This is a genomic window from Microbacterium sp. C448, from assembly GCF_000582705.2.
GTDB classification, from domain to species: domain Bacteria; phylum Actinomycetota; class Actinomycetes; order Actinomycetales; family Microbacteriaceae; genus Microbacterium; species Microbacterium lacus_A.
The window spans coordinates 1-22,071 of the sequence record NZ_HG779608.1 but is presented as its reverse complement, the minus strand read 5'-3'; the positions used below and the strand labels follow the sequence as shown (position 1 = coordinate 22,071).

Genomic DNA, 22,071 nt, shown 5'->3' with positions numbered 1-22,071 from the left:
GTGCCGGGCAGACCCGCCGATAGTTCTCTAGACTGGCACGACACGCCCACACCCGAACGGAGCATGAGAATGACGCTTGTCACGACGATCCTGGCCGCGGCCGAAGAGGGTCACCACGGCAACGTCGCGCTGGAGACGGTGGTTTTCTTCTTCATCGCCATCGCGGTCTTCGCAGCTCTCGGTCTTGTGGTCTTCTCCTACCGCGACGTGGCGAACCGCCACGCGGGCAAGGCTCAGGCGTTCGCCCAGAGCCACGGCACGGCAGCTGATCACGGGGCAATCGATCACGGGACGGCGAGCGGCCACTAGGTCGGGCATGACGACGGACGCAGGGGAGCGGCCCCGGATCGGGGTGATGGGCGGCACGTTCGATCCCATCCACCACGGTCACCTGGTCGCCGCCAGCGAGGTCGCAAGCCACCTCGGCCTCGACGAGGTCATCTTCGTTCCGACGGGAACGCCCTGGCAGAAGCAGAAAGTCAGCGATAGCGAACATCGCTATCTGATGACCGTCATCGCGACCGCTTCGAACCCGGGATTCACGGTCAGCCGCGTCGATATTGATCGCGGTGGCCCGACCTACACCATCGACACGTTGCGGGATCTTCGGGCGTTGCGCCCCGATGCCGACCTTTTTTTCATCTCGGGCGCGGACGCGGTAGCGCAGATTCTCAGTTGGAGGGACCATGATGAGCTGTGGAACCTCGCGCACTTCGTCGCCGTAAGTCGCCCCGGACACGTCCTGGACACCGGGGGACTTCCGAGTGAGGTCGTGAGTCAACTCGAGATTCCGGCACTCGCGATTTCGTCGACGGACTGTCGCGAGCGAGTCCACCGGGGAGACCCGGTGTGGTATCTCGTTCCTGACGGGGTCGTTCAATACATCAGCAAGCATCATCTCTATCGGAGCAACGCATGAGCACACCCGAGCAGCCGCTGACGCGGAAGAAGCTCCGCGAACTGCACGCGACCGGGTCACTTCCCGTTCAGAACGAGGCGTCGAACGCGGACGATGAGATCGACGAAGACACCTACGTTGCGGCCACTCCGCCGCCTGCTGCGCCGCTCGCGCGTGCAGCCACCCCCGCCTTCACCCCGCCGGCGCCCATGCCCGACGCCCACGTCGATCTGGGCGTCTCGCCCCTGACTCGCCGGCAGGCGCGCGAGCAGGAGCGCATCCGCACGGCGTCCGTCCCCGTCATCACGCCCGATGTCATCGCCGCCCAGATGCCTGTCTCGGCTCTCGGCGAGCCCGCCCCGGCGCGGTACACGCCGTTCTCGGCACCCGCCGCCTCCGGCGCTGCAGTTGCCGAGCCCGCGGTGAAGGACAAGAAGTCTGAAGACAAGAAGTCCGATGATAAGAAGTCGGCTGACAAGAAGTCCGATGACAAGAATGCTGATGCCAAGAAAGCGGATGCGACGAAGGACCCTGATGCCAAGGCATCCGATTCTTCCCGTGACGCCAGCTCGCACGACGACGACAACGCACGCGGCATCGACGCGGCGCCCGTCGCGACGGTCGACCCGCAGTTCGGTGCACACCTGCTGAAGGACGAAGAGATCTCGACGAAGCTGCCTGCTTCGTTCGATGAGCTCATCGTCCGGAACTCGTCGTCGACGGGGGCGATCGGTGCGTCGAGCGCGTTGATCCTGTCGCAGACGCCCAACATGCCCCCGCTGTCCGGCCCCGTGAATGCGACGGGTGAGGTGCTTATCACGGGCACGTTCCATCTGCCCGACGGTCTCGGATCCGCCGGTGGCGACCCGCGTTCGACGGACGGCAAGGACGTCGATTCGGTTCTCATCGACGGTGAACTGCCCGCTTCGTCCTCGCCGACGCCCATCGCCGCGAGTGCCGCGATCAGCACGGTGCGCGGCACGGGCGAAATCATCCGCCCGCCGGCGCCCGAAAAGGGCGGCCGACTCCTTTTCTCCCTGGCGATCACGGCGGGCGTTCTGGCGCTCGCGCTCGTGGGCGTCCTCATCCTCGCTTTCGTGAATGGTGCTCTTTAATGCCCGCAACTGAACAAGCACGTGAACTCGTGCAGATCGCTTCGGCCGTCGCCGATGCCAAGGGCGGCGAGGATCTGGTCGCACTGGATGTCTCGGGCCCGCTCCCGCTCGTCGACGCCTTCCTGCTCGTCACGGGGCGCAACGAGCGCAACGTCGGTGCGATCGCCGACGCGATCGAGGACCGACTGCACGAGGCCGGCGTCAAGCGTCTGCGCCGTGAGGGACGTCAGGAGGGACGCTGGGTTCTGCTCGACTTCGGTGACCTCGTCGTGCACGTCTTCCACGAGCAGGAGCGCGTGTACTACGGGCTCGAGCGTCTGTGGAAGGACTGCCCGGTCATTCCGATCGAGCTTCCGGCCCCGGCCGCCGCGGCAGCCGAGTAGGCCTCGCGCGTTCCGCGCGGTTGCGGCATCCGTCCCGATTCGAGTGGACGCTTCGGATGTAGTAATCTAGCGGGGTTGCCCTGGCTCGTCCGGGGTAGTGTTTGGGCCTGTGGCGCAGCTGGTAGCGCACCTGCATGGCATGCAGGGGGTCAGGGGTTCGAGTCCCCTCAGGTCCACAACATTTCGACAAGCGCCTCCTCGCGGGGCGTTTGTCATTTCATCGGCACACGGGTCGTTATCCCGTCAATACCTGACCTTTTTCGCCCCGCTCTGAAACGATGAGGCGACGGTGAGTGGGAGCGAGGAACGAATGTGGCCGAGGAACTTTCGACCGGTGACCGCGTGAGCTGGGGCACTCCGCAGGGACGCACCCGCGGAACGGTGGTGGAGCGAAAAACGAGCGACTTCGCGTTCGCCGGTCAGCGCTTCACCGCGACGCCCGACGAGCCGGCGTACATCGTGGAGTCCGAGAAAAGCGGGAAACAGGCCGCGCACAAACGCTCGGCTCTGCGCAAGCTGAAGAGCTGACGCGTTCTGAGGTCGGGCTCGGGCTCGCGCGGGTCTCCTCGGTTATCGGGCGCCCGCGATAACGTCGCTCGTGTGACCTTGCTCTCGAACGACGCCGTGACGCAGTTCGCCGTGCTCGATGCGCTCTTGGCGGGCGCCTACGAGACCGGGATGCCTGTGGCCGACGCGCTCCGCGCCGGTGACTTCGGGATCGGATGCTGCGACCGCCTCGGCGGCGAAGTGGTGATCGTCGACGGGCGGGCGTACGAGTGCACCGTCGACGGTCCGCCGACGCAGATGGCAGAGACGGACATCCTGCCGTTCGTGGATGTCGCGCCCCTCCCGGACGTCATCTCGACGCGGGTCGAGATGCTCGATCTCGCGGGGTTGACCGCGCAGGTCGAAGGAGTGCTGCTGAGTCGGAACCTGTTCCATACCGTGCGGATCGACGGGATGATGGCCTCGGTGCGCGTGCGGGTGACGCCGAGACAGCACCACCCGCTTCCGCCTCTGACCGAGGTGACTCGTGAGCAGGTCGAGACCGTGCTGACCGAACGGACCGGAACGCTGGTGGGGTTCTGGGCGCCGCGGATCTATCAGGGCATCGCGGTTGCTGGACTGCACCTGCACTTCTTGGCCGAGGACCGGCTCGACGGCGGACACGTGCTGGACGTTACGGTCGGCGCGGGGGAGCTGCGCATCGCCGCGTTCGCTCGGCTCGACCTGCACCTGCCCGTCGATGAGCTGTTCTTACGGACCGAGCTGACCCACGACGCAGACCACCGCATCGTGGCGATCGAGGGTGGCGCCGCGGGCTGAGGTGCCCGCCGCTCAGTGCGTTTCGACTCGCTGCGCTCGCTCAACGAACGAGGGTGCTGGGCGTTTCGACTCGCTGCGCTCGCTCAACGACCGGGGCGTGCGTTTCGGATCGCTGCGCTCGCTCAACGAGCGGTGCTCGCGGGGTCAGACGGCGAGCGAGCGTTCCAGCGGTGTGAGGGCCAGGATGCCCGAACGCGCCAGCTCGATGGCTGCCGAGACGGCGCCCGTCGAGACGACATCGCCCCCGAGGTTGGATGCGACGAGCTCAGGCGGCGGCACGTGGAGGGCGCCGGAGAGTCCGGCCCGGGCGGCGACGAGCACTTCCGCGATGCCGGCGGACACGGCGCCAGAGATGACGATCATCCGCGGGTCGAGCAGACTCGCGAAGACGCCGGTGACGCGCGCGAGCATCTGGCCGACGCGGTGCACGATGGTCAGGGCGAATTCGTCGCCGGAAGCCGCGAGCTCGAAGACGACACGTCCCGTCACTTCGCTCGATGGAGTACCGACCAGCGGATGCTCCGGCGGTACCTCACCCGCGGCGATGGCCTCGCGTGCCCACTCCGCTGCCCGGTTCCCGAGTCCCCACGCTCCCTCGACGCCCGAGACTTGGTCGAAGGCGATCATCTCGCCGACGCCGCCGTGGGCGCCGCGCAAGAGGCGCCCATCTACGACGACCCCCGCTCCGAGGCGTTCGCCGGCGAGAAGCGTGACGTAGTCGCGGCATCCTCGGGCAACGCCCAGGCTGCCCTCTGCGACGGCCGCGAGCGAGGCGTCGTTCTCGACGCGTACGAGCGGGACCCAGGCGCGGAACATGTCGATCAGGTCCGGATTCATCCGCTGCCAGAAACCGTCGTGATGCGTGGGGGAGACGCCCTCCGAATCCACGGGGGCCGGGACGCCGGCGCAGAGGGCGATGACGTCGCCACGCTCGAGGCCCGCTACCCCGAGGGCATCGTCCACCGCGGTCGCCATCACGGCGCGACGTCGGGAGATGGAGTCGTCGTCGAGCATGAGATGTTCACGTGCGAGGACTGCGCCGCGCAAGTCCGCGATGGTCGTCGTCACGTGCGCGCGACCCGCATCGAGTCCGACGACAACGCCGGCGTCCGCACAGAATTCGAAGCGGCGTGCCGGTCGGCCCTTGCTGTAGTCGCCCACCTCGCGGGCATTGGGGAGTTCCCGGATGAGAGCGCGTTCGACCAATTCGTCGAGCGCGTCGATCGTGGTGGAACGGGTCAGGCCGACCGCCGGCATCGCCTCGCCCGCGGTGAAGGATTCGGCGTCCCACGCGTAGTGGAGCAGTGCGTCGAGGCTGGCGCGGCGCGGGGCCGAAACCCGCTCGGAGGGCTGTGACAAGGGTCTTGACCTTTCGGGTGCTTCCCTGCATTATTGTCCACATCGACTTGATTCGGTAGATAAATCTAATCGGTGTACAAAGACGTACGACCGCCCACGAGGCGGCAGAAAGGGACGATGACGTGCCGAGAATACGGTCACATGCGCTCCGGCTGACGGCTGCCACGCTGGGAATGGCCCTCCTGGGAGGGACGCTCGCGGGATGCTCATCGGGCGGACCCACCGAGATCCGGTTCCACCTGAGCAAGCCCGAGGCGATCCCGTACTTTCGTGAGCTGATCGCCGAGTACAACTCGTCCCAGGACGACGTGCGCGTCGTGTTCGACACTTCTTCCAACCTGCAGGCGGGCTTCCTGCGCGGCGACCCGCCTGACCTCGGATTGCTGAACTACAACATGGAGATGTCGCGCTTCATGGAGCGCGGTGCACTCAGTGACCTGAGCGACATGCCCGAGGCCGACCGGATCCTGCCCGAGGTGCAAGACCTCGTCGACCAGTACGCGACCTACCCGGGGCGAACGAGCGTGCTGCCGTACTCGGTGATGGCGGCATCCGTCATCTACAACGTCGACATTTTCGAGCAACAGGGCCTCGAGGTACCGCAGACATGGGACGAACTCATCGCGGTCTGCGACCAGCTGCAAGCGGCCGGGATCACCCCGTTCTACGGCACCTTCAAGGACCCGTGGACGGTCGCGCAGGGATGGTTCGACTACACGGTGGGGGGCACGGTCGATGTCGCCGAGTTCTACGACGAGATGAATGAGCTCGGCACCGAGGTCGGTCCCGACTCGCCCGTGTCGTTCGAGCGCACTCTGATCGAGCCGGTCGACCGTATGACGATGCTGGCCGAGACATACACGAACCCGGATGCCGCGAGCCGCGGCTACGGCGACGGCAACCTTGCGTTCGCCCAGGGTGAGGCTGCCATGTACCTGCAGGGTCCGTGGGCGTTCGGCGAGATCGCCAAAACGTCTCCCGATCTCGAGCTCGGTACCTTCCCTCTCCCGATGACGGACGATCCGGAAGACCTCGAAGTTCGCGTGAACATCGACCTGGCGGCGTGGATACCCGAGGCATCAGCGCACCAGGAAGAGGCCCGCGAGTTCTTGTCGTACCTGTTCCAGAAAGACGTGATGGACGAGTACAACGCCGCTCAACTCGGATACGGAACCACGACCGACGCCGCCGAGGTGACGGACCCCCGGATCCTCGGGATGAAGGAGTTCTACGACGAGGCTCGCTTCTACCAGGGAGCATCCAAAGCAATCCCGCTCACCATCCCTACCGAGAACTACATGCAGGGCATCGTCACGGGCGGCAACGCCGAACGGACCCTCCGGGTCATGGACGCGGACTGGGCGCGGCTCGCGCTGCGTCAGTAGCCCGACTCCTCACGCGAGACCCAACGAAGGGAACCGACACACATCATGGCCACGACGACGGCGACATTGATCACGCCGAAGACCCGCGGGCGCACCGCCGCGCCCACGGATACAGACCTCCCGCGAAAGCGACGCAAGGTTGAGGGGGTCTATTACTTCTTCCTGCTCCCGAGCCTCATCCTGTTCAGCCTCGCGATCACGCTGCCGGCGGTTGTCGGGATCTTCTTCAGTTTCACGAATTCGATCGGGTTTGGGGACTGGGAATTCATCGGGCTCATCAACTACATCGCGCTCTTCTCCGACCCGGCGATCCTGCAGAGTTATCTCTTCACCTTCGGGTTCGCGACCGTGACGGTGCTGGCGGTGAACGTGCTCGCGTTCCTGCTGGCCGTGGGTCTGACCTCGCGCATCCGCTTCAAGACCGCGCTCCGGACGATCTTCGTGATCCCCATGGTGATCTCGGGAATCGTCATCGCCTTCGTCTTCAACTTCCTGTTCTCGAACTCGGTGCCGGCCCTCGGGCAGGCCCTGGGGATCGGATGGCTGAGCGAGAGCATCCTCGCCAACCCTGACCTTGCCTGGGTCGCCGTCGTGATCGTGACCGCGTGGCAGGCGATCCCGGGCACCCTGCTGATCTACATCGCGGGACTGCTTTCCATCCCCGGCGACGTGTACGAGGCAGCCGAGCTCGACGGTGCAGGCAAGCGCCAGCAGTTGTTGCGCATCACCCTGCCGCTCGTCGCGGGCTACGTGGTGATCAACGTGATCCTCGGCTTCAAGAACTTCCTCAACGCCTACGACATTATCGTCGGTCTGACCAACGGCGGTCCGGGCACCTCGACCCGCAGCATCGCGATGACGATCGTGACGGGCTTCACCGGTGGCGACTACGCCTACCAGATGGCGAACGCGACGATCTTCTTCGTCATCGTCGTCGCGATCTCGCTCATTCAGCTGCGGCTGACCCGCGGAAGGAACGTGTTCTGATGACTGTTCAACCAGCCCTGGCTGTCGAGGACATCGACGCCGAGCGCACACTCGCGGGGGACTCGCCGCGCAAGGCCAGCCGTGGTCGCTCCGCGATGGAGCGCGTCAACTGGTCGAACACGATCGTGATCGCGCTGTGCACCATCACGGTTCTCATTCCGCTCTACGTGACTCTCTCGATGGCGTTCAAGACGCAGTCGCAGGCGGTCGACGGCAATGCGTTCTCGCTGCCGAACCCCTTCAGCATCGACGGCTTCGTCACGGCGTGGAACCTGACCAACTTCCCGCTGGCGTTCACGATGTCAGTCCTCATCACGGCGGGCACCGTCGTCGGCACGATCGTGCTGGCCGCGTGGGCGTCATTCGCGATCTCTCGAAACTGGGATCGCAAGCTCTTCCGGTACTCGTTCTACTACCTGCTGGCGGCGATGTTCCTACCGTTCCCCGTTGTCGCGCTGCCGCAGATCCAGCTCACCGGACTGCTCGGCCTCGACAATCCGGCCGGGGTCGCGCTTTTGCACATCATGTTCCAGCTGAGCTTCAGCATCCTGCTCTTCACGGCGTTCTTGCGGTCGATCCCGGCGGAGCTGGAAGAGAGCGCACGGATCGACGGTGCATCCACTTGGCAGACCTTCTGGCGGCTCATCTTCCCGTTGCTCGCTCCGATGAGCGCCACGGTCGGAATCTTCGCCTTCCTCGCATCGTGGAACGACTTCATGATGCCGTCGCTCATCATCTCGGACCCCGCGCTGCAGACCCTTCCGGTCGTGCAGAGCATCTTCCAGACGCAGTTCAGCAACAACTACAACGTCTCGTTCGCGTCGTACCTGATGGCGATGGCGCCGGCGATCGTCGTCTACCTCTTCACCCAGCGCTGGGTGATGGAGGGCGTCACGCAGGGCGCCGTCAAGGGCTGACGCCCCGGCGACGCGGCACAAACCCACCGCACCGAACCACCCCGATGAAAGGATCCCTTCTCCGATGAGCCAGGCAGTTTCCCCGACCCCCGACCTTCGCACCCAGGCGTCGCCCGATGCCGCGCCGTGGTGGCGCCAGGCCGTGGTCTACCAGGTCTATCCGCGCAGTTTCGCGGACACGGATGGGAACGGCCTCGGCGATATCGCGGGAATCACATCCCGCGCCGACTATCTCGACGAACTCGGGGTGGATGCCGTGTGGCTGAGCCCGTTCTATCCGTCGGCGCTGGCAGACGGTGGGTACGACGTCGCGGACTATCGGGACGTCGATCCGAAGCTCGGCACCCTCGCCGACTTCGACGAGATGGTGGCCACGCTGCACGCACGGGGCATTCGCGTCGTCGTGGACATCGTGCCGAACCACACGTCCGACCTGCACGAGTGGTTCCAGGAGGCGCTGCTCGCCGAGCCCGGTTCGCCCGCGCGAGAGCGCTACATCTTCCGTGAGGGGACGGGACCGGATGGCTCGCTTCCCCCGAGCGACTGGGTTTCAGCCTTCGGGGGGCCGGCCTGGGAGCGTGTGCCCGACGGTCAGTGGTACCTGCATCACTTCGCGGTCGAGCAGCCGGACCTCAACTGGTCGAACCCGGAGGTGCGCGCCGACTTCGTGCAGACACTGCGATTTTGGTCCGATCGCGGGGTCGATGGATTCCGGATCGATGTTGCCCACATGCTCACGAAGGACCTCGCCGAGGTGCTGCCGTCTCAGGCCGAACTGGACGCGATGCCTCGGGACGGACAGCACCCCACGATCGACCGGGACGACGTGCACGAGGTATACGCCGAATGGCGCACGGTCTTCGACTCGTATGACCCCCCGCGAACCGCTGTCGCCGAGGCGTGGGTCGATCGGGTGAGGGTTCCGCTGTATGCCCGTTCGGAGAGCCTGGGCCAGGCTTTCAACTTCGACCTGCTCGAGGCTGACTTCGATGCGTCGCAGTTTCGCGAGATCGTGACCGCGAACCTCGAGCTGGCCGGGGCTTCGGGATCGTCGAGCACCTGGGTGCTGTCGAATCACGACGTCGTTCGCCACGCGACCCGATACGGACTGCCGGATGCCGAGCGGGGTGCCGACGGGCGCCCGAGCCGCAAGCACGGGCAGGAATGGCTCCTTTCGGGCGGGCGAGAGCCCGAACTCGACCGCGAACGCGGCGAACGACGCGCTCGCGCGGCGACGCTGTTCGTGCTGGGGTTGCCCGGCTCGGCCTACCTGTATCAGGGCGAAGAACTCGGTCTGCACGAGGTCGCCGAGATCGAGGACGGTCAGCGCCAGGACCCGACGTTCTTCCGCAGCCCCGGGTTCGACCTCGGACGGGACGGATGCCGCGTGCCACTGCCGTGGGAGGCATCCGGTCCGTCCTTCGGATTCGGGTCGGGCGAAGCACACCTGCCACAGCCGGAATGGATGGGGGAATATGCGGTCGATCGCCAGATCGATGACCGCGAGTCGACCCTCACCCTCTACCGTCGTGCTCTTGCCGTGCGCACGGACATTCAGGCGAGCGAGAGCCTCGACTGGATCGAGACCGGGCGCGCCGATGTGCTGCGCTTCGCCCGGCCGAACGGCTGGCAGGTCGTGACGAACTTCGGAGACGAGCCGTACGTGCTCGACGCGGCGGGGTCGTCGGTCGTGCTCGCCAGCGATCCGAACGCTTCGCCGGACCTCGTGCCCCCGGCTTCGACGGTGTGGCTCGCGCCCTGACGCCGCGGGACTCGCTGCGTTTCGGCTCGCTTCGCTCGCTCAACGAACGGGGGGCTCGTCACTCCAGGTAGGTGCGGATCGCGTCGGCTTCTTCCGTGATCGTGTCGGAGGAGACGAGATCGGATGCCTCGGATTGCAGGAGCGCCGTCCAGACATCCAGGACCGCCGTCGCCTTTCCGGAGTCAACCAGAGTGGTCTCGAGGTCTGCCTTCGCCTGCTCGACGCGCGCCGCGAACGTGTCGTTTTCCAGGAACCGCTCGGAGAGGATGTTGCTGCCGGACGATCCCGCTCCACCGCCGGCTCCGCCGCCTCCACCGCCGCGTGCACCCTGCGCGACGGGGCGGTCGGCATCGGCGCCACCCGCATCGCCGCCCCCGCCGAAGCCGGCGTTCCGTACGCCGAACGTCAGGTTGAGGTCCCAGGTCACGACGCTCATCAGACCCGTCGCGGCGTCGTAGGAGAGGTACGAGTTGTTGCCCGGGCCGTCGATGTCGTCGTAGTTGTCGACGAGTTCCTGGAACGCGAGGTAGGTCGCGAAGGACTCGATGTCGAGGTGCTCTGAGAGTTCGGCGGCGAACGTTTCGTCGTCGGATTCGTTGATGAACTGTAGAAAATCGATCAGCGGGGTCAGGTCGCTCTCGCCGGCCTCCTGATCGAAGATGTCCGTGTACGAATCAGGATCGTCGCCGCGATAGCTGTAGTCCCCGCCGGTCTCGGCTTTGTACAAACCGCCCGACGTCGTCCCGAACTCCTGTTCGAGCCATCCGTCGGACGGCTTCTGAACGGCGAGGCGCAGCTGAGCGCTTCCGCCGTTGACCGTGAACCGTGTCGCGGCCGCGTTCTCCGCCGCGAGGCCGGCTTCGTCCAGGAGAGACAGCGCGACGGCTTCGTTCAGGGACGACGCCGAGACGTTGCCGCGGATGACGATGTCGGTCTCGCCATCGAGGGTCTGTCCGTCGACGAACTTGTCGAGGCGGATGATCCAGGGCAGGGTCGCCGGATCGGCATCCGTCGACACGTCGCGCAGAGTCGAGTTGCCCTTCAGCTTCAGCCCGACACGCTCGTAGGTCACTCCGTCGATGGTCACGGATGCCTCGATCCACACCTTCTCGCCCGTGTCGAGGTATTCCTGGATCGCGCTCTCGAGCTCGGCCTCGTCGACGTCGAGTGACACCTCGTGCACGGTCGAGGTGTCCCAGAGGGCGGGGCTCGCGACATCCGTATCCACGGTGGCTTCCGCCGCGGCGGGCGTCGACGTTGTCGTCGATGTCGTGGTGCAGGAGGCGAGTACGAGGCTGCCGGTGAGCATGAAGGCCGCGGCGATGACGGGGACCCGTTTGCGGCGGAGAGGGCGGGTAGTTGCGTCCATCCCCGTAGCACAGCGGGCCTCAGTGTGCGGGCGTTAAGCGGATCCCATGAGCCTCCGATGCATCCGGGGCAGAACGCGGCGATCATTCGTGACCCATAGCTCCCCGAAAGCGCCGACCATATTTCGTCGGGTAGCCCTGTACGCATGAACACCTCGCAACGACAACCCCGCCGTCGTGTGTCCCTGAAGCGGCGCCTGACGCGCAAGACACGCGCCATCGTGATCGCTTCAGGCCTGACCGTGCTACTGGTCGCGGGCGGTGGCGCCGCCTGGGCCGCCGACCGTTTCCTCATCGAGCATGTCGAGATCACAGATGTCTCGGAGTACGAGGCATCTCAAGCCTCCGCGACGGACTCGACCGAGGCTTCCGAGACCGACTCCGGCACCTCGACCGAGGCGGTGACGCTGACCGACACGTCGTACAGCGACGGCGAGACGAGCGTGACGATCTCGACGGTCGTCACGGGCTCGGGGGATGACACGGTCACCTACTACGTGGCCGACGTCGTGCTGGGGGAGTCGGCCGACCTCCGCTCGGCGTTCGCGAAAGACCAGTTCGGTGAGAACATCACCGAGACGACGAGCGCGATCGCGAGTGACAACGGCGCGATCTTCGCGATCAACGGCGACTACTACGGCTTCCGCGACACCGGCATCGTGATCCGGAACGGTGTCGTCTACCGCGACGAGCCCGCCCGCGAAGGGCTGGTGTTCTTCGAGGACGGCTCGGTCGAGATCTACGACGAGACGACGACATCGGCGGACGAACTGCTCGCCGAGGGGGCCTGGAACACGCTGAGTTTCGGTCCGGCGATCGTGTCCGACGGTGCGGTCATCGACGGCATCGACGAGGTCGAGATCGACACCAACTTCGGCAACCACTCGATCCAGGGCGAGCAGCCGCGCACCGCGGTGGGGGTCATCGACGAGAACCATCTCGTTTTCGTCGTGGTCGACGGGCGAGACACCGGGTACAGCCGCGGGGTCACGCTGCCGGAGCTCGCCGACATCATGGTCTCGCTCGGTGCGACGACCGCCTACAACCTCGACGGCGGCGGCTCATCGACGATGTTCTTCAACGGGGAGGTCGTCAATCAACCCTCCAACGGCGGCGAGCGCGGCACCAGCGACATCCTGTACGTCGCCGGATCCTCCGCGACCGAGTGACCGACATGATCATCGTGATCCCGGCGTACGAGCCCGGCCCGGCACTGGTCGGGCTGGTCGACGGACTCCGCCGCGCGCGCCCGCACGCCGAGGTGATCGTCGCGGACGACGGCAGCGGACCGGACTGCGCCGACGTTTTTGAGGCCGCGCGCGGGGCGGGCGCCGTGGTCCTGACGCACCCGTCCAACCGGGGTAAGGGCGCGGCGCTGAAGAGCGTCTTCCGGCATCTGCGTGCGGTCGGCGCATCCGGTCCGATCGTCACGGCCGATGCCGACGGCCAGCACACGGTTGCCGACATCCTGCGCGTCGGCGATGCCGTGGCGGACGGCGACGACCGGACGATGGTTCTGGGGTGCCGTGGTTTCACGGGACCCGTTCCACTCCGCAGTCGCCTCGGCAACTCGGTGTCGCGGGGACTCTTCCGACTGAGCGCCGGATGGGCGTTGAGCGACACCCAGACGGGGCTGCGCGGCATTCCCGCGACGATGCTGCCGTGGCTGATCCAGCAGCCCGGGGACCGTTTCGAGTACGAGCAAAACGTGTTGCTGCGGCTGCACGGCGGCGGATGGCACGTGCAGGAGATTGCGATCGCGACCGTCTACGAGCCGCACAACCCGTCGAGTCACTTCCGCCCGGTGGTCGACTCGCTCCGCGTCCTGATCCCGCTCGTCACGTTCGCCGGATCGTCTTTCCTGGCTTTCCTGATCGATACGGTCGCTCTGCTCCTTTTCTTCGCCGTGTCGGGCATGCTCGTGCCCTCGGTCGTGGCCGCACGCGTGCTGAGCGCGTCGGTCAATTTCGCGATCAACCGTCGGCTCGTCTTCCGGGCCGCGACGGGGCGGGATCTCTGGCGTCAGGCGGCCACGTACTCCCTGCTCGCCGCCGCGCTGTTGGCGTCGAATGTCGTTTGGATGGCGTTCCTGACGGATGCGGGTGTTCCCCTGCTGCTCGCCAAGATCGTCACCGAAGCGGTGCTGTTCGTGACCGCCTACCAGGCACAACGGGCGCTCGTGTTCGCGCGACGACCGCGCGCGGCGAAAGACAGCACGGCCGCAGAGACGGCGCATAGCAATCGCATAGAGCCGCCTGTTCGGATGGAAGAAGACACACACATCGCAGGGAGACTTTCATGACCACCTCGACCATCGCCCTCATCGGCATCGATCTCTTCGCCGCACTCGTTCTGAGTCTTGGGATCTACTATCACCGGCACCGCCGTCGCGATCTCGTCGTCGCGTTCCTTGGCGTCAACGTCGGCGTTCTGGCCGTGGCCGCCGTTCTCGGCACCGCCGAGGTCGCCCTCGGGCTCGGGCTCGGACTGTTCGGCGTGCTGTCGATCATCCGGCTGCGCTCGTCCGAGATCTCGCAGCGCGAGGTGGCGTACTACTTCGCTGCCCTCGCGATCGGGCTCATCTGTGGGCTCCCGCAGGCAGAACCGTGGTTCGCCGGGATGCTCGTGGCCCTGATTCTCGTGGTTCTCTGGGGCGCCGACCACCCCGCGCTTTTCGCTCGCAGCCGGCACCAGATCGTCGACGTCGACCGTGCCATCACCGATGAGGACGAGCTGCGCGCCGAGCTGGAGCGCCGACTGGGCGCGACCGTCACGTCGCTCACGGTGCAGCGCATCGATCTCGTCAACGACACGACGACGGTCGATGTGCGTTTTCGCCGCGATGCCATCCGTCAGCCGCCGCGACGTTCGACCCGCCACACGCTGACGGATGCGCCGGCCGCCGAGACCCTGGCGGTGCGCTGATGGCCGGGTCTGACGCTCTGACGCGCTTCGAGGAGATCGGTCTCGACGAGCTGGTGGCCGAGGCATCCCTCATGACACGGGTCGATCGGAAGTACGTGGTGCCGCGTGCCGCGCTCCCCGCTATCTTGGCGGGTCTCGACGATGACACACGCGTTCTCGAGATCGGTGGTGAGCGCCGCTTCGGCTACCACTCGGTCTACTTCGACACCCCCGATCTGTTGAGCTTCCGCATGGCCGCGCGTCCTCGTCGTCGCCGGTTCAAGGTGCGCACGCGGCGCTACATGGAGGTGGGCACGGCCTACCTCGAGATCAAGACGCGCGGCGCGCGCGGGGCGACCGTCAAGGAGCGGACCGAGTACCCCCCGGCCGCCGCCGAGCTGCTGACGCGGGGTGCACGCACCGACGTGGCATCCGCCCTCGAGGCGGTCGGCGTCGAACCGGACCTCGTCACCGAGCTCGCACCGACCCTCGCCACCCGTTACCGGCGCGCCACCCTGTTGGCGGCGGACTCGGTCGCCCGGGCGACGGTCGACACCGACCTCGAATGGATCGAGGCCGACGGCCGCGCCCTTCGACTGCCTCACCTCGCGATCGTCGAGACCAAATCCGGGTCCGCGGCATCGGATGTCGACCGACTGCTCTGGCGGCTGGGGCACCGCCCGACCTCGGTCAGCAAGTACGCGACGGGTCTGGCGGCGCTCCGTCCAGAGCTGCCGCGGAATCGCTGGGCACGGCTATTGCGTGATTCCTTCGCCTGATCCTCGCGACCGCCACCTTGTCGGCTGCGACTAACCCGGGGTCAGCCGGCGACGATTCCCTGCCAGATACCCGCCGCCCAGCCGAGCTGTGCGGGTCCGCATCCACCCGATGCCTGCGTTGCGCCGCGAGTGGCGGCCATGCAGTTGGCGAGCAGCTCGGGGTTCTTGTTGAACAAGGTTTGGTACGAGGGCGACGCGGTCATCTGCTTCCACACGCGGAACTGATACTGATGCGCGAGTTCGTGCGTCATGCCCCAGACCTTCGTCACGTAGGGCCAGTTGGCGACCGCGGACGACACCATGATCGTCCCGTTGCTGCTCGCACACGCGGGAGCCGTCACCCCGCCGCAATTGCCGTCGTATTCGACGAGCGCATAGCCTCCGCCGCCGACGTTGTTCAGGATCGCGCGCATCTCGGCGAACCATCCGGCGCTGCCACCCCCTGTCGAGGGCGACGAACTCGTTCCGCGAGTCACGGGAGCGGAGTATGACCGCGCTGCTGCCTCGGCGGCCTTCCGGCGTTGCTCAGCCTCGTAGGCCTTGACCTTCGCGTCGACCTCGCTCGTCGCGCGCTGGACGGCTGCGGTCGGTTCGGCATAAGTCCCGGCGTCGGCGGGCGCCGCCGTCACGGTGGCCTGCGCGTCCAGGGCGGCCTGGCGTTGCGAGTCCACATCCACCTTGTTCGCGGCCGTGTCGAGGGCGGTCCGGAGGGCAGCGATCGCCTCGACGAAGGTGACCCGCGCGGCCGCCGCTTCGGACAGAGCGGATGCTTCGGTGTTCTCTTCGTCGATCGTTGTGCGCAGCGCAGTCAATGATGCCTCGGCATCCGTGATCTGCGTTTCGAGAGCGAGCATCCGTGACTCGCGGACGTCGGCCACGGCATTCAGCTCGGCGACTTTGATCGTTCCGAGCGTGATCGTGAAGACCGCGATGCCCGACACCACGATCAGCGTCCAGGACGAGGCCCTCACTCGAGAAACCCCTCCGTCGAACCCAGTGCGGCCCGCGCGTCGTCGTTCTGCGCCCGCCGTTCGGCTGCGCGAGCGGTGAGTTCGTCGACCTGTTCGAGGTGATCCTGGAGGCGCAACTGCAGCAGGGTGATGCGCTCATCGAGCTCGACCAGACGTGCTTCCGCCCGCGTCTGAGCCGTAACCCCGATCCCGAACGCCGCGAGTGTGCACACGACGGCGACACTCGTGAGCAGCGCGACAAGTCGACGACGCCGTGCGCCGGCCCGTTCACGCCGGGGTTCGCGGTCGTCCGGGCGAGTGGACGGGGACGTCTGCGCTGGGCGCCTGTCCTTCGTCTGCTGGAACACGATTCCCCTCCTCGTGACCTCTTCTTGCCCCTGATCCACCGGATTTCGCCGGTCGATGCTCCCCGATCCGGATTCTAGGTCGGACAATGGCGGGAATCGGGGAGGCGCGGCGGCTCGCCACGAGACTCGAACTCGCAACGTTTGTCCGGCGCGCTTACCGAGCAACCGCGCGGCGGTTCGAGAAGATTTCGACGTGGCGACAGGCTCCGTACAACGCGCGCTCGGCGTCGTTGTGTTGACGGCGGTCGTCACGGCGATGCTGGGCGTGGCCGTCGTCGCTCTGCTGCCCCCGATCTGGGTCGCGGCCACGACGCTCGTCGCGGAAGAAGACATGACGACCACGATTCGTGGGGAGCGTGTCGAGGCATCCGTGCCCGTGCCTGCCGGGTGGGCGATGCGGCCCACGTTCGCCGATGAGTCCCGGGTGACACTCACGAGCCCTGACGGTCGGATGCAGGTCGATCTGGCCGTCCGCGATGCGGGTGACCCCGTCGTGACCCTCGGGGACATCGCCCCGCGACCGCTCGATGCCCTCAGCCGCGAGCGAACGGTCGCGGGCCAAGAACTGCTGCACGCCAACACCGCGGACGGCGAACTCATCGTCGGCGTCGTCGTGTCGGGCGACGCCCTGCTGACTTTCGTGTCGGGTCCGCGTCAGGGGTACGACGCCGAACTCGCCGAACTCCTCGCCGAGATCGACGTGAGTCAGATCGGGGTGACCGGGTGATCCGCCGGAAGGTTCTCGCGACGGTGCTCGTCGCCGCGGGAGTCGTCGGTCTGTCGGCCTGTGCACCCGACACTGATCCGTCGTGGACGCCCGTTCAGTGGCCGGTCGTCGGAAGGATGCTGACGGCGCCGCCGCCACCGGTGGACCCCGCGGGCATCGCGCTCGCGTCGCAGCGGATCCGCAACGATGCGGTGCGTGTCGAGGCGCGTTGGGCGTACCTGCCCGGCGCGCAGCCGCTGAACGAGAAGATCGAGGCGACGGTGCGGGCCGCTATCGGCGAGCAGTCCGCGGCGGTCGGGGTCGTGTACGAGCCGCAGGTGTTCGGCGTCGAGGCTGCGCTCGGTGAGCGCGGGTGTGTCGCCGGCGTCACGGCGCTCCCGGCGGCCGACTTGCTGGGGACCGCGACCGACTCGCACACGGTGGTGGTGTGCGAGATCGTGCACGCCGCGGGATCTACGTTCGGCGAACGCCTCCGAGTCGTGCGCGGCTCCGCCACGGCTGTCGAGATGGACCAGATCACGACGCTCTACACGGATGTCGCGACCGGCGCCGTGGGCGACGGTGCGGCGCTGATCGGTGAGACCGATGTGCTGTGGGAAGACGTGGTTTCGATCGCTCGTCGCGCCGCCGGGGGACTGAGCCTGATCGCGGTCGGTCCGCCGTCGGACGAGCAACGCGCTTCGCTCGGGAATGCGCTGCAGGATGCCTCTTTCGTGGGTGGCGAACTCGTCGTGCCGTTGCCGGTGGGCTTCACAGCGCCCGAACTCGAGGGGCTTGCGGGTTGGCAGACGCCTGACGCGGCGCATCCGGTCTGGGTGTCGCTGCCGCGGGAATCCTACGATCCGGCCCTCACGGATTTCGGACGCCTGATCGCGGATGCGCAGGGTCCGTTCGCCGGCCCCGGGACGGCGGGTGCCGCGTTCGATCGAACGCCGTGCGATCTCGTCCCGTGTATGGCCCTCACCTTGGATGACGGGCCGAGCGGGCTGACAGACGGCATCCTCGACGCCCTCCGTGATCGGCACTCGTCGGCGACGTTCTTCATGCTCGGTCGCAACGCCCAGAATAGACCCGACACCGTGCGGCGGGTTTCGGCCGAGGGGCACGAGATTGGCAACCACACCTGGAATCATCCGGATCTGACGAAACTGCCGGACGGACAAATCGCCGCTGAGCTGCAGTCCACGGGCGACCTGCTGCGCTCGCTTTCGGGTCAGGCCGTTTCGACGTTCCGTCCGCCCTACGGTGCGCTGAGCGATCGAGTGCTGGGCGTAGCGGGAATGCCGGCGATCCTGTGGAGCGTCGACACGCGCGACTGGGCCGGGCGCTCCGATGCCGACCTGCTGTCGTATTCCGTGAGCGCCCCCCGCGTCGGCTCGATCATGTTGATGCACGACATTCAGGGTGCGACCGGCCGCGTCATGCCTCAGGTGTTGGACGGCCTGCTCGATCGCGGGTTCAGCCTGGTGACCCTGTCGAAGATCTTCGACGGACAGATCCCTGGCGGGATTGTTCGATACGCACCCTGATCGCGGCGTTCCCGATCGTGGCCCTCCGAGGCGCGGCGGGGGCACTACGGTGAACACGTGAGCTCTGCCCCGCGTTGTCCGCACTGTCGCCACTTCGTCTTCCTGGGCACGCTGACGTGCCCCAACTGCGAGGGCGAGCTCGGTTTCAATCTTCTCGACCGTGCCTTCTACGGCGCACGTCAGGGTCACGCCGTCATCGAGGGCGTGACCTGGTACACCTGCTCGAATCGCGGATGGGGCTGCAACTGGTTGGTGCGTGAGGATGCCGCAGCCGGCAAGTGCTTCGCATGCCGCCTCACGCGCCGCCAGCCGGACAGCAACGACACCATCGCCCTCGAAAAGCTCGGCAAAACCGAGGAAGCCAAGCGCCGCTTGATTCTGCAGCTCGGTGAGCTCGGGCTGCCGATCGTGCCCTGGGATGTGAAAAAGGGCGGGCTCGGGTTCGATCTCGTGTCGAGCCTGTCGTCCGGCGAGCGGGTCGTGATCGGCCACGCCAACGGCATCATCACGATCGACCTGGCCGAGAGCCTCGACGATCGGCGCGAGGCTCTGCGCGTGCGGCTCGGTGAGCCCTACCGGACGATGCTCGGTCACCTGCGGCACGAGGTCGGCCACTACTTCCAGAACGTCCTATTGCCGGATGACGCGGCCTGGGATCGATGCCGGGCGCTGTTCGGCGATGAGCGCGCCAGTTACCAGGACGCGATCGCTCGCCACTATTCGCGTGGAGCGCCCGAGGGGTGGAGCGCGTCGTTCATCTCGGAGTACGCCACGATGCATCCGTGGGAGGACTTCGCCGAGACGTTCGCCCACTATCTCCACATCACCGGCACGCTCCAGACGGCCGCCGCGATCGGCATCCATCTGGACGCTGGTGTGACGAACCGCGACACCGACGTCGAACCGTTGGAAAGCTATCGGGACGAGCCGATCCAGCGCCTGCTGACGGACTGGGACTGGATGAGTCAGGCGTTCAACCGCATCAACCGCTCCATGGGTTCGGCGGACCTGTACCCCTTCGAACTGGTCGGCCCCGTGCGTCACAAGCTCGCGTTCGTGCACGACATCGTCACGAAGGCGCCGCTCACGTTGCCCGAGCAGATCGCGTTGGCGCTGCCTCGGGATACCGAGCGGACCTGAGGTCGGCTGGGCGGATTGTTCGGCGGCTCGTCGGGCGTCGCGGTTTGATCAGGGGTACTTCGAAGGCTGGCACCACAGCACGATGAGCGCGACGCCGCCGAAGGGCACGAAGGACAAGAGGATCCAGGCCCAGTGCAAACCGGCGTCGCGCAGGCGCCGCACCGAGAGCGCGACGGTCGGGATGAGGATGCCGAGGCCCCAGACGAAGAACCCGAGGCCTGCGAGGTAGCCCAAGATCGGCACGATGCTCAGAAACACGAGTCCGACGGTGACGAGCGTGGAGAAGAGCGTGAAGTACCAGAACTCGGCGCGCGTGGCGCGGCCATCGAACGTCGCGTAACGAGAGAAGACGACGCGGATCGCGTCACCCATGCCGCGTACGAGCGGCCGGGTGTCTGCGGGGGAGCGCCAGACCCCGACCGGTGGTGGGGTGTATCCCGAACCCAGCTGACCCCCGGTGCCGGGAACGAGGGGGCGATAGACGGATGCGGGGGACGCCGGTGTGGGCGTCGTCGCCTGTGCGGACGGGCCCGATCCGGTCGGGACGAGCGCGTACTGCGGCGTCGCGTACGGCGGGATGCTTGTCTGTGTCGGGGGAGTCGGGGACTCGGCGTGGAGCAGTGCTCGCGGTTGTGCCCCGGGCGCCGACGGTACGGGCGACGTCTGGTTCGACCAGGAGAGTCCGTCCCACCAGCGTCGCTGACGGGCGTCGGACGGGTCGGGGTACCAACCTGCGGGCGGCGGGGGTGAAACGGCCATGGTGCTCCGAATCGGTGGAGATGTATGCACCATACAACAGCACTGCGTGGCGCCGAATCACCACGCCTAAGCTGGACGGGTGATGCACCGGCGCGGAACTCTCACCGCTGTGGTGGCGGCTGTCGCGCTGCTGTGCGTCGCTCCGTCCGCGGCTGCCGTGGGCGCCACCTCACCGAAGGTGACTGCGAGGGCCTCCGCATCCGCGTCCGCCTCTGCCTCACCGGTGCCATCCTCCGCCGCGGTGGCCTCCGATTCACCGTCCGCGGCGCCGACCGCCACGGATTCGTCCGCCTCGGTTCGAGTTGTTGCGGGCGACGATGCGGCGCTGGCCGAGCGTGCGTCCGCCATCGTCGCGGGAATGAGCCCACGCCAGAAGGCGGGCGCACTCGTGATGGGCCATCTGCCCTCGACCGATCCCGAAGCGGTGCGCGCCTACATGGAGCAGACGGGCGCGGGCGGCTTCATCGTGATGGGCGCGAACGTCTCGGGTTCCGAGTCGGCGCTCCGTGCGCTCGCCCAGTCCGCCACGCTCGATCCGACGCTGCCCGCCCTGTTGGCCGTCGACCAGGAGGGGGGAGACGTTCGGCGTTTGAAGTGGGACGACTTTCCGTCGTCGCTGACGCTGAAATCGGCGCCGCCCGAGGCGACGGCCACGGCTTTCTCGGGGCGCGGGGCGCTCGTCGAACGCGCCGGTATCGACGTCAATTTCGGAATTGTCGCGGACTACACCGACGATCCCGGCTCGTTCATCTATCGCCGCTCGTTGGGGACGGATGCCTCCGCCGCCACACTCCGCGTCGCGGCGGCCGTGTCGGGTGAGGCGTCGTTCGTCGATTCGACGCTCAAACACTTTCCGGGTCACGGCGCGGCTCCCGGCGACTCGCACCGCACGATTCCGTCGACCGACATGTCAATTGAGGCGTGGCGCGCCGGTGAGGCGCTGCCGTTTCAGGCGGGCATCGACGCCGGGGCGCAGCTGGTGATGTTCGGGCATCTCGCATACACCTCGGTGGATGCTGCCCCGGCTTCGCTGTCGGTTGCCTGGCACGACATTCTGCGTGACGAGCTGGGGTTCACCGGCGTCGCGATCACGGACGACATGGCGATGCTCGAGGCATCCGGAGTCGCCGCGTATCAGGACCCGGTCGCGAATGCGGTCGCGGCTCTCGTCGCCGGAAACGACATGGTTTTGGGTGTCGCGTACTCGTCGGTGGATCGGGCAAATGCGGTGATCGACGGGATCGCGGGTGCGGTCGCATCGGGGGCGCTGTCTGCCGAGCGTTTGGACGAGGCCGCGACCCGCGTAGTCGCGCTGCGCCTGAGCTCGGCGATAGCGGGCGCCCTGCCCTGCAGTGTCTGCTGACGCGCTGGTCCAACGCGCGGGGTCTCGTTCGTTGAGCGAGGAGCGTAGCGACG

At 66.9% G+C, this 22,071-nt stretch carries 23 protein-coding genes and 1 tRNA gene; 19 read left to right on the top strand and 5 right to left on the bottom strand.

Going from position 1 to position 22,071, the window contains the following annotated elements:
- Nucleotides 1-69 precede the first annotated feature (69 nt).
- From MIC448_RS02375 to budA, 7 genes are all read left to right on the top strand, one after another.
- Complete coding sequence (locus MIC448_RS02375; RefSeq protein WP_036295511.1) at nucleotides 70-309, top strand: hypothetical protein; 240 nt, start codon at nucleotides 70-72, stop codon at nucleotides 307-309.
- Nucleotides 310-316: 7 nt separating this feature from the next.
- Nucleotides 317-919, top strand: coding sequence for a nicotinate-nucleotide adenylyltransferase (gene nadD / locus MIC448_RS02370; protein WP_036295509.1), 603 nt, complete (start codon nucleotides 317-319; stop codon nucleotides 917-919).
- Nucleotides 916-2,013 (top strand): hypothetical protein, encoded by a 1,098-nt coding sequence (locus MIC448_RS02365; protein ID WP_036295508.1) that lies wholly within the window; start codon nucleotides 916-918, stop codon nucleotides 2,011-2,013. Before nadD ends, MIC448_RS02365 begins: the two co-directional genes overlap by 4 nt.
- The gene (gene rsfS, locus MIC448_RS02360) at nucleotides 2,013-2,396 is read left to right on the top strand and encodes a ribosome silencing factor (RefSeq protein WP_036295505.1); all 384 of its coding nucleotides are present in this window, start codon (nucleotides 2,013-2,015) and stop codon (nucleotides 2,394-2,396) included. The genes MIC448_RS02365 and rsfS overlap by 1 nt, the downstream gene beginning before the upstream one ends.
- Nucleotides 2,397-2,499: 103 nt before the next feature.
- A tRNA-Ala gene (locus MIC448_RS02355) sits at nucleotides 2,500-2,572 on the top strand.
- A gap of 136 nt (nucleotides 2,573-2,708) precedes the next feature.
- Complete coding sequence (locus tag MIC448_RS02350; RefSeq protein WP_036295503.1) at nucleotides 2,709-2,924, top strand: DUF2945 domain-containing protein; 216 nt, start codon at nucleotides 2,709-2,711, stop codon at nucleotides 2,922-2,924.
- A 72-nt stretch (nucleotides 2,925-2,996) separates the two neighbouring features.
- On the top strand, nucleotides 2,997-3,722 hold the full coding sequence (gene budA / locus MIC448_RS02345; protein WP_036295500.1) for an acetolactate decarboxylase: 726 nt from the start codon (nucleotides 2,997-2,999) through the stop codon (nucleotides 3,720-3,722).
- Between the two features lie 144 nt (nucleotides 3,723-3,866).
- Here budA and MIC448_RS02340 read toward each other — a convergent pair whose 3' ends face one another.
- Nucleotides 3,867-5,081, bottom strand: a complete 1,215-nt coding sequence (locus MIC448_RS02340; RefSeq protein WP_036295498.1) for an ROK family protein — start codon at nucleotides 5,079-5,081, stop codon at nucleotides 3,867-3,869.
- 173 nt (nucleotides 5,082-5,254) lie between these two features.
- Between MIC448_RS02340 and MIC448_RS02335 the strand changes: the two genes are divergently transcribed.
- From MIC448_RS02335 to MIC448_RS02320, 4 genes are all read left to right on the top strand, one after another.
- Entirely contained in the window at nucleotides 5,255-6,466 is a 1,212-nt protein-coding gene (locus tag MIC448_RS02335; protein WP_051512982.1) for an ABC transporter substrate-binding protein, read from the top strand.
- A 45-nt stretch (nucleotides 6,467-6,511) separates the two neighbouring features.
- On the top strand, nucleotides 6,512-7,453 hold the full coding sequence (locus MIC448_RS02330) for a carbohydrate ABC transporter permease (protein WP_036295492.1): 942 nt from the start codon (nucleotides 6,512-6,514) through the stop codon (nucleotides 7,451-7,453).
- Nucleotides 7,453-8,370 carry a carbohydrate ABC transporter permease gene (locus MIC448_RS02325; protein WP_036295489.1) on the top strand — a complete coding sequence of 306 codons (918 nt, stop codon included), beginning with the start codon at nucleotides 7,453-7,455 and terminating at the stop codon, nucleotides 8,368-8,370. Before MIC448_RS02330 ends, MIC448_RS02325 begins: the two co-directional genes overlap by 1 nt.
- 64 nt (nucleotides 8,371-8,434) lie before the next feature.
- The gene (locus MIC448_RS02320) at nucleotides 8,435-10,132 is read left to right on the top strand and encodes a glycoside hydrolase family 13 protein (RefSeq protein WP_036295487.1); all 1,698 of its coding nucleotides are present in this window, start codon (nucleotides 8,435-8,437) and stop codon (nucleotides 10,130-10,132) included.
- 58 nt (nucleotides 10,133-10,190) lie between these two features.
- On the opposite strand, the gene MIC448_RS02315 is transcribed toward MIC448_RS02320, so the two are convergent.
- Nucleotides 10,191-11,501 carry a CotH kinase family protein gene (locus MIC448_RS02315; protein WP_036295483.1) on the bottom strand — a complete coding sequence of 437 codons (1,311 nt, stop codon included), beginning with the start codon at nucleotides 11,499-11,501 and terminating at the stop codon, nucleotides 10,191-10,193.
- A gap of 144 nt (nucleotides 11,502-11,645) precedes the next feature.
- Here MIC448_RS02315 and MIC448_RS02310 point away from each other — a divergent pair, with 144 nt between their 5' ends.
- From MIC448_RS02310 to MIC448_RS02295, 4 genes are read left to right on the top strand one after another with little or no spacing between them, the layout of a single operon-like run.
- Complete coding sequence (locus MIC448_RS02310; protein WP_051512980.1) at nucleotides 11,646-12,668, top strand: phosphodiester glycosidase family protein; 1,023 nt, start codon at nucleotides 11,646-11,648, stop codon at nucleotides 12,666-12,668.
- 5 nt (nucleotides 12,669-12,673) lie between these two features.
- Nucleotides 12,674-13,801: a bifunctional glycosyltransferase family 2/GtrA family protein gene (locus tag MIC448_RS02305; RefSeq protein WP_036295528.1), complete on the top strand. Its 1,128-nt coding sequence runs from the start codon at nucleotides 12,674-12,676 to the stop codon at nucleotides 13,799-13,801.
- Entirely contained in the window at nucleotides 13,798-14,424 is a 627-nt protein-coding gene (locus tag MIC448_RS02300; RefSeq protein WP_051512976.1) for a DUF4956 domain-containing protein, read from the top strand. Before MIC448_RS02305 ends, MIC448_RS02300 begins: the two co-directional genes overlap by 4 nt.
- A complete protein-coding gene (locus tag MIC448_RS02295) occupies nucleotides 14,424-15,182 on the top strand; it encodes a polyphosphate polymerase domain-containing protein (protein ID WP_199484400.1) in 759 nt (252 codons plus the stop codon). The genes MIC448_RS02300 and MIC448_RS02295 overlap by 1 nt, the downstream gene beginning before the upstream one ends.
- Before the next feature lie 41 nt (nucleotides 15,183-15,223).
- Here the strand turns inward: MIC448_RS02295 and MIC448_RS02290 are convergent, their stop codons facing one another.
- A complete protein-coding gene (locus MIC448_RS02290) occupies nucleotides 15,224-16,153 on the bottom strand; it encodes a hypothetical protein (RefSeq protein WP_051512974.1) in 930 nt (309 codons plus the stop codon).
- The gene (locus MIC448_RS02285; RefSeq protein ID WP_036295477.1) at nucleotides 16,150-16,500 is read right to left on the bottom strand and encodes a hypothetical protein; all 351 of its coding nucleotides are present in this window, start codon (nucleotides 16,498-16,500) and stop codon (nucleotides 16,150-16,152) included. The genes MIC448_RS02290 and MIC448_RS02285 overlap by 4 nt, the downstream gene beginning before the upstream one ends.
- 193 nt (nucleotides 16,501-16,693) lie before the next feature.
- Here MIC448_RS02285 and MIC448_RS02280 point away from each other — a divergent pair, with 193 nt between their 5' ends.
- From MIC448_RS02280 to MIC448_RS02270, 3 genes are read left to right on the top strand one after another with little or no spacing between them, the layout of a single operon-like run.
- A complete protein-coding gene (locus MIC448_RS02280) occupies nucleotides 16,694-17,227 on the top strand; it encodes a hypothetical protein (RefSeq protein ID WP_036295474.1) in 534 nt (177 codons plus the stop codon).
- The gene (locus tag MIC448_RS02275; protein ID WP_051512972.1) at nucleotides 17,224-18,756 is read left to right on the top strand and encodes a polysaccharide deacetylase family protein; all 1,533 of its coding nucleotides are present in this window, start codon (nucleotides 17,224-17,226) and stop codon (nucleotides 18,754-18,756) included. The genes MIC448_RS02280 and MIC448_RS02275 overlap by 4 nt, the downstream gene beginning before the upstream one ends.
- A gap of 57 nt (nucleotides 18,757-18,813) precedes the next feature.
- A complete protein-coding gene (locus MIC448_RS02270; RefSeq protein WP_051512970.1) occupies nucleotides 18,814-19,896 on the top strand; it encodes a putative zinc-binding metallopeptidase in 1,083 nt (360 codons plus the stop codon).
- A gap of 48 nt (nucleotides 19,897-19,944) precedes the next feature.
- On the opposite strand, the gene MIC448_RS02265 is transcribed toward MIC448_RS02270, so the two are convergent.
- Nucleotides 19,945-20,655, bottom strand: coding sequence for a DUF805 domain-containing protein (locus MIC448_RS02265; RefSeq protein WP_051512967.1), 711 nt, complete (start codon nucleotides 20,653-20,655; stop codon nucleotides 19,945-19,947).
- A 241-nt stretch (nucleotides 20,656-20,896) separates the two neighbouring features.
- On the opposite strand from MIC448_RS02265, the gene MIC448_RS02260 reads away from it, so the two are divergent.
- Nucleotides 20,897-22,018 (top strand): glycoside hydrolase family 3 N-terminal domain-containing protein, encoded by a 1,122-nt coding sequence (locus tag MIC448_RS02260; protein WP_232711492.1) that lies wholly within the window; start codon nucleotides 20,897-20,899, stop codon nucleotides 22,016-22,018.
- The last annotated feature ends 53 nt before the right edge of the window (nucleotides 22,019-22,071 follow it).

Excerpts from the sequence above, each read along its gene's own strand:
- MIC448_RS02325 (WP_036295489.1), top strand. The coding sequence starts at position 7,453 with ATGACTGTTCAACCAGCCCTGGCTGTCGAGGACATCGACGCCGAGCGC.
- rsfS (WP_036295505.1), top strand. The coding sequence starts at position 2,013 with ATGCCCGCAACTGAACAAGCACGTGAACTCGTGCAGATCGCTTCGGCC.
- MIC448_RS02295 (WP_199484400.1), top strand. The coding sequence starts at position 14,424 with ATGGCCGGGTCTGACGCTCTGACGCGCTTCGAGGAGATCGGTCTCGAC.
- MIC448_RS02335 (WP_051512982.1), top strand. The coding sequence starts at position 5,255 with ATGGCCCTCCTGGGAGGGACGCTCGCGGGATGCTCATCGGGCGGACCC.
- MIC448_RS02265 (WP_051512967.1), bottom strand. The coding sequence starts at position 20,655 with ATGGCCGTTTCACCCCCGCCGCCCGCAGGTTGGTACCCCGACCCGTCC.
- MIC448_RS02310 (WP_051512980.1), top strand. The coding sequence starts at position 11,646 with ATGAACACCTCGCAACGACAACCCCGCCGTCGTGTGTCCCTGAAGCGG.
- nadD (WP_036295509.1), top strand. The coding sequence starts at position 317 with ATGACGACGGACGCAGGGGAGCGGCCCCGGATCGGGGTGATGGGCGGC.
- MIC448_RS02330 (WP_036295492.1), top strand. The coding sequence starts at position 6,512 with ATGGCCACGACGACGGCGACATTGATCACGCCGAAGACCCGCGGGCGC.
- MIC448_RS02375 (WP_036295511.1), top strand. The coding sequence starts at position 70 with ATGACGCTTGTCACGACGATCCTGGCCGCGGCCGAAGAGGGTCACCAC.
- MIC448_RS02305 (WP_036295528.1), top strand. The coding sequence starts at position 12,674 with ATGATCATCGTGATCCCGGCGTACGAGCCCGGCCCGGCACTGGTCGGG.
- MIC448_RS02365 (WP_036295508.1), top strand. The coding sequence starts at position 916 with ATGAGCACACCCGAGCAGCCGCTGACGCGGAAGAAGCTCCGCGAACTG.
- MIC448_RS02320 (WP_036295487.1), top strand. The coding sequence starts at position 8,435 with ATGAGCCAGGCAGTTTCCCCGACCCCCGACCTTCGCACCCAGGCGTCG.
- MIC448_RS02315 (WP_036295483.1), bottom strand. The coding sequence starts at position 11,501 with ATGGACGCAACTACCCGCCCTCTCCGCCGCAAACGGGTCCCCGTCATC.
- MIC448_RS02300 (WP_051512976.1), top strand. The coding sequence starts at position 13,798 with ATGACCACCTCGACCATCGCCCTCATCGGCATCGATCTCTTCGCCGCA.